A 5,722-nucleotide genomic window follows, 5' to 3' on the forward strand; every position below is an offset into this window, starting at 1 on the left:
GTCACACTTCGAACGCTGCCGGCGCGATGCCGGAACCAACAGGAGAGATGCGAAATGTTTAGAAAGATGCTTTTCGGTGCTGTTTCGGCCATCGCCATGACGATGGGCGCGGCTCAGGCACAGGACCTGAAGGAATTCCGCGTCGGCATTCTGGGCGGCGAGAACGAAGCCGACCGTCTGCGCAACTACCAGTGCTTCGCCGACCACATCAAGGAAGTCCTCGGTGTCGAGAAAGTTTCGCTGTTCCCGGCCGCCGACTACGACGGCGTCATCCAGGGCCTGCTTGGCGGCACGCTTGACTTTGCCGAACTGGGCGCTTCCGGCTACGCCAAGATCTATCTCGAAAACAAGGACGCGGTTCAGCCGATCCTGACGACGGTTCAGACCGACGGTTCGACCGGCTACCATTCGGTCATGGTTGCCCGTGCTGATTCCGGCATCAAGACGCTCGCCGACATGAAGGGCAAGAAACTCGGTTTCGCCGATCCCGATTCGACTTCTGGTTATCTGATCCCGGTCACCTCACTGCCCAAGGACATCGGCATGGATGTGAAGAGCTACTTCGCGTCGACCGGTTTCGGCGGCGGCCACGAACAGCTCGTCCTTGAAGTTCTGAAAGGCACGTTCGATGCCGGCACCACCTGGGCCTCCGGCGTCGGCGAGTTTAACGACGGCTACAGCTCGGGCAATCTTCGCAAGATGGTCGACAAGGGCGTGCTCAAGATGGACGACCTTGTCGAATTGTGGCAGTCGCCGCTGATCCCGAATGGCCCGCTGGTCGTGCGTACGTCGATCGACGCCGGCGCCAAGCAGAAGATCACCGATTTCCTCACCAAGCTTCCGGAAACCGACCCGGCCTGTTTCTCGGCGATACAAGGCGGCGATTACAAGGGCTATTCGCCGGTCACCCCGGAATTCTATCAGCCGATCATCGACGCCCGTAAGGCGAAGATCGGCTCGTAATCAAACTGCCACAACGCCGCCGGGGCCATGTGCCGCCGGCGGCGTTGCCGCATCAGGGCCGGGGATCTATCGATGAGTGCGACCGACGTATACCGAGCGCCTGCGCTCTCACCGGAGGGAGCCACAGTCGAGCGGCACTGGCGCGACCTCGCCGCCCGCCGGCGCCTTTACACGATCGGAGGCCTGGTTTTCCTGTTTCTTGCACTCTCTGGCTCGCTCTGGTTCGCCAACGAAACCAACGCCGGAAAGTTTTTCGACCGCCTTCCTTACGTCGCCGACTTTTTCGCCGAGTTGAAGCCGCGCGACTGGTTCGACCCGGTGCGCGCGCTGTTCGACCTGCCGTCCCCCTATGACGATGGCAGCCTCAAATTCGACTACCCCGAAGGCCGGGTCTACCTGACCCAGAGCATCTACATTCCGGAGTATTTCCACCGGATGATCGAGACGCTGAACATAGCTCTGTTTTCAACGCTGGTGGGCGCCACATTCGGTTTCCTGCTCTGCTTCCTCGCTGCAGGCAATATCACGGCCAGCCGCTGGCTCCGTTTCGCCACGCGCCGCTTCCTTGAAATTGTCCGCGCCTTTCCGGAAATCGTCATCGCCGGCTTCTTTCTGGCGGTCTTCTCGCTCGGACCGATTCCGGCGATCCTCGCGGTCAGCATCCACACCGTCGGCGCACTCGGAAAAATGTTCTTCGAGGTGGTCGAGAATGTCGACATGAAGCCTGAAGAAGGCTTGCGCGCCCTCGGTGCCAACTGGGTCGAACGGGTGTGGTTCGGCATCGTGCCCCAGGTCCTGCCCAACTTCATGAGCTATTTCCTGCTCCGCTTCGAGATCAATGTGCGCGCTTCGACCATTCTCGGCGCCGTCGGCGCCGGCGGCATCGGCGAATCCCTGCGTCTTTCGATCAGCCGGGGCCATGAGGCCAAGACCCTCGCCATCGTCTTCCTGCTGTTCTGCACGATTGTTGCCGTCGATCAGTTTTCGGCGTGGCTGAGACACCGTCTTGTCGGCCGGCAAGCGTTCGCATACGGGCGCGGAGAGTAACGGAATGAACGCCGAAGCCATCAACGACATCGCCGCTCGCCATCCAGACGCGTTCCGGCGCTCCCTGTGGAGGCGCTATGCCACCCCGATCGGCATCCTTCTCTGTATTCTCTACACCTTCTACTGTTCGTGGTTCTTCTCAGTCGCCAGCGTGCTCGAAAAGGCGAACTGGAACCTTGCCGGCGCTTATCTCGCCGACTGGGTGTCTTACGAAATCCGGCCCGACATCGAGTTCAAAGATAACTATCTGACGATCGACTACTCCCGCTTTTCCAAACTGGGATCCAATCCAGATCCCGACTGGGTGGCCAAGCAGATGGCCGTCATCGAGCGGCGGGTCGAGGCAGCGCCGGCACCGGCGATCTCGACCAACAAGTCATCGCAGGATTCGTTCATGGCGCCCGGCGCGCGGACTGCCGAGAACCCGGCCGCCCCGTTGGGCCAATCCGCTCCGGCGGCACCTGAAACGGTGCGCGAAAACGCCGTTGTGGCGGCGACTGTCACCCTTGGCAATGGCCGGATCGCCATCACCCCAAACCTCGTCACCGTGACGCGCGGCGCCGAAAGCGTCATCTTCGATATTGCCAAGGACGGTTCTGTCACGCCGCGCACACCGCTGCCCGACTGGATCGAGCAACGCAGGCCAGGCTCGACAGCCTACGTCTCTTTTGGATTTCTCGGTCGCGCAGAGGTGCAAAATGACGAAGTCGTCGCCTGGAGACGTTTCTTCGGCTGGGCCAATTTCGTCTTTGACACGAACTCGCCATTCTGGGGAAAGCCGTTCGGCGAGGTCGCTTCACTGGTCGTCTTCGGGGTACGCATCGACCCGTCACGGTCGAACGCGGCACTCGCCTGGGACAACATCCTCAACAACGCCGAATGGCAGCATGGAGACGTCTGGCTGAAACTCTTGCAAACCATCGTCATGGCTTTTGTCGGCACGGTGCTGGCCTCGATCGTCGCCTTTCCGCTCGCCTTTCTGGCTGCACGCAACGTCACGCCGAGCCGGATCGCCAACCAGGCAACAAAACGCTTTTTCGATTTCCTGCGCTCGGTCGACATGCTGATCTGGGCGCTGTTCTTCACACGCGGCTTCGGTCCGGGACCGCTGGCCGGCATGTCGGCCATCTTCTTCACCGACACCGGAACCCTCGGCAAACTCTATTCCGAGGCACTGGAAAACATCGACGACAAGCAGCGCGAGGGCATCCGCTCGGTTGGCGCCACGCCGGCAATGGTGCAGCGCTACGGCGTGCTGCCCCAGGTTCTGCCGGTATTCCTTAGCCAATCGCTCTATTTCTGGGAATCGAACACCCGGTCAGCGACGATCATAGGGGCTGTCGGCGCCGGCGGCATCGGTCTGAAATTGTGGGAGGCCATGCGCACCAATACCAATTGGGCCAATGTTTTCTACATGGTTCTGCTGATCCTTGTTGTCGTCTTTATCTTCGACAACATTTCCAGTTTTCTCCGCCGCAAACTGATGGGGACAGTCGGAAACGGCAACGATGAGCGGCGCGTTTCCGCCCGTTCGGCCGCAGCTCAGATCGCCTGAGAGGAAGGCCCGGCTGCGTTCAGCGCACCAGCCTTTTTCCAGCCACTCCTGATATGCTTGTAGCCGTCGCGGTAGACGGCTTCCGGGCTTTCCGAAAAATCGCGCCAGACCTTGGTTGCCGCCGCCAAATCCTTCAGCGAGCGGCCGAAGGCCTCGATCGTCAGCCAGTCGTCATAGCCACTCTTGCGGATGGCCGAAAACGTCTCCTTCCACGGAATGTGGCCGCGCCCAGGTACACCGCGATCATTCTCCGAAATATGGATATGGACGACATTTTTATGGTTGCGCGTATAGGCGCCGATCGGGTCGGCCTCCTCGATATTGGCGTGGAACGTGTCGTACATCGCCTTGATATGCGGCCGGTCGATTGCGTCGACATGCTCGGACAGATCGTCCATCGTGTTCAGCAGGTAGCATTCGAAGCGGTTGAGCGCCTCCAGCCCGATGGTGACGTTCCTCTTGCCGGCATGGTCGCCGATGGCGCGTTGCGAAGCAACGGAGCGCTTCTTCTCCGCCGCCGTCGGCCCGCTGCCGGAGAAGGCGCCCAGTGTCGAATGCAGCGGGCCGCTCAACGTTTTGGCGCCGAGCGCAGCTGAGCAGTCAATCGCCCATTTCATATAGTCGATCCCGGCCTTGCGCGTTGCGCCATCGGCCGAGATCAGATTCATCGCCGGATTGCCCATCGCTGAAACGGCGGTGCGCTCCAGCCCGATGCGGTCGAGCAGTTCGCCAAGTTTTGTGTAGTCGTCCGGCGTGCCGGCAAAGATCGGTATCTCGACGCCATCGAAGCCGGTCGCCTTGATCTCCCTAAGCAGTGGCTCGTGTTTCTTCGACACGGCCGTCGTCCACAAGAACATGCACATGCCGATTTTCATCGACACCCCTCCCCCTTGATCCACTGCTGCTTCTTAAATCAGAGCTTCGTCCAAGCCCCGTTCTTCCTCGACGACTTCACGCAGGCTTCGATGAAGGCCATGCCTTCGACGCCGTCCTGGATGGTCGGGAAGATAACATCCTTAGCCGGCTTGCCGCCTTTGCGGCGCGCCGCGCGGATGGCGCGGGCCGCCTCCTGGTAGATGTTGGCGAAGCCTTCGAGATAGCCTTCCGGATGGCCTGACGGAACCCTGCTGACGCGCCCGGCGACGGGCAGCGCGCCGGCGCCGTTCCGGGTGATCAACTGCTTCGGCTGGCCGAACGGCGTGTACCAGAGATAGTTCGGGTCGGCCTGCACCCATTCAAGTCCGCCCTTCGAGCCGTAGATGCGCAGCTTCAGCCCGTTCTCGTGGCCGGGCGCCACCTGGCTCGCCCAGATCATGCCCTTGGCCGGGTGCGACTTGCCGACCGGTTTGAAGCGCAGCATCACGTTGACATTGTCGTCGAGTTGCCGCCCCGGCACGAAGGCGTCGAGATCGGCGGAAAGTGAATCGAGCTCCAGCCCGCAGACGAAGCGCGCGAGATTGTAGGCATGCGTGCCGATGTCGCCCAGCGCACCGCCGGCACCCGCCTGCTTGGGGTCGGAGCGCCAGGCCGCCTGCTTCTGGCCGGTAGCGGCGAGGTCCTCGGTCAGCCAGTCCTGCGGATATTCAGACTGCACGATGCGGATGTCGCCGAGCTGCCCCTTGGCTATCATCTCGCGCGCCTGCCGTACCATCGGATAGGCGGTGTAATTATGCGTCAGCACGAACACTTTGCCGGTCTTTTCAACTAGTGCCGCCAGCTTCTTTGCCTCGGCCAGCGTCGTCGCCAACGGCTTGTCGCAGATGACATGGATGCCGGCCTCGAGAAACGCCTTCGCCGCCGGCACATGGACATTGTTGGGCGTGACGATGGCCACCGCCTCGATGCCGTCCGGCCGCTTGGCCTCGGCCTTGGCCATCTCGGCGAACGAGCTGTAGCTGCGCGCCGGATCGAGCCCGAGCTCCTCGGCCGATGCCTTGGCACGCGCCGGATCCGACGATAAGGCACCTGCCACCAGCACGAACTCATTGTCCATGCGCGCCGCGATCCGGTGCACGGCACCGATGAAGGCGCCTTGCCCTCCGCCGACCATGCCGTAGCGGATCGGGCCGCCTCCCGTTTCCGATTTCGATGCGCTGACCATTATTTTCTCCCTCGTCTGAAATACCCCTCCCCCTTAGGGGAGGGTGGCCCGAAGAG

5 protein-coding genes are annotated in these 5,722 nt (G+C 61.6%); 3 read left to right on the top strand and 2 right to left on the bottom strand.

Annotated elements, in window-relative coordinates:
* Nucleotides 1-54 precede the first annotated feature (54 nt).
* The 3 genes from phnD to phnE (EOA78_RS34825) all read left to right on the top strand — a co-directional run bounded on the left by phnD (nt 55) and on the right by phnE (EOA78_RS34825) (nt 3,565).
* Nucleotides 55-963, top strand: coding sequence for a phosphonate ABC transporter substrate-binding protein (gene phnD, locus EOA78_RS34815; RefSeq protein ID WP_127320184.1), 909 nt, complete (start codon nt 55-57; stop codon nt 961-963).
* A gap of 72 nt (nt 964-1,035) precedes the next feature.
* Nucleotides 1,036-2,010 (top strand): phosphonate ABC transporter, permease protein PhnE, encoded by a 975-nt coding sequence (gene phnE / locus EOA78_RS34820; RefSeq protein WP_127320186.1) that lies wholly within the window; start codon nt 1,036-1,038, stop codon nt 2,008-2,010.
* Between the two features lie 4 nt (nt 2,011-2,014).
* The gene (phnE, locus tag EOA78_RS34825) at nt 2,015-3,565 is read left to right on the top strand and encodes a phosphonate ABC transporter, permease protein PhnE (protein ID WP_127320188.1); all 1,551 of its coding nucleotides are present in this window, start codon (nt 2,015-2,017) and stop codon (nt 3,563-3,565) included.
* Here the strand turns inward: phnE (EOA78_RS34825) and EOA78_RS34830 are convergent.
* Together EOA78_RS34830 and EOA78_RS34835 are read right to left on the bottom strand one after the other, a co-directional pair.
* Entirely contained in the window at nt 3,553-4,440 is an 888-nt protein-coding gene (locus EOA78_RS34830; RefSeq protein WP_127320190.1) for a sugar phosphate isomerase/epimerase, read from the bottom strand. The two genes, phnE (EOA78_RS34825) and EOA78_RS34830, sit on opposite strands and share 13 nt — an antisense overlap.
* 38 nt (nt 4,441-4,478) lie before the next feature.
* Complete coding sequence (locus EOA78_RS34835; protein ID WP_127320192.1) at nt 4,479-5,666, bottom strand: Gfo/Idh/MocA family oxidoreductase; 1,188 nt, start codon at nt 5,664-5,666, stop codon at nt 4,479-4,481.
* Nucleotides 5,667-5,722: the final 56 nt, after the last annotated feature.

The sequence above is a fragment of the Mesorhizobium sp. M5C.F.Cr.IN.023.01.1.1 genome, assembly GCF_003997585.1.
Classification (GTDB): Bacteria; Pseudomonadota; Alphaproteobacteria; order Rhizobiales; family Rhizobiaceae; genus Mesorhizobium; species Mesorhizobium wenxiniae.

Bases quoted from the DNA above. Each gene is read 5' to 3' on its own strand.
- phnE (WP_127320188.1), top strand. From the start codon at position 2,015: ATGAACGCCGAAGCCATCAACGACATCGCCGCTCGCCATCCAGACGCG.
- phnE (WP_127320186.1), top strand. From the start codon at position 1,036: ATGAGTGCGACCGACGTATACCGAGCGCCTGCGCTCTCACCGGAGGGA.
- phnD (WP_127320184.1), top strand. From the start codon at position 55: ATGTTTAGAAAGATGCTTTTCGGTGCTGTTTCGGCCATCGCCATGACG.
- EOA78_RS34830 (WP_127320190.1), bottom strand. From the start codon at position 4,440: ATGAAAATCGGCATGTGCATGTTCTTGTGGACGACGGCCGTGTCGAAG.
- EOA78_RS34835 (WP_127320192.1), bottom strand. From the start codon at position 5,666: ATGGTCAGCGCATCGAAATCGGAAACGGGAGGCGGCCCGATCCGCTAC.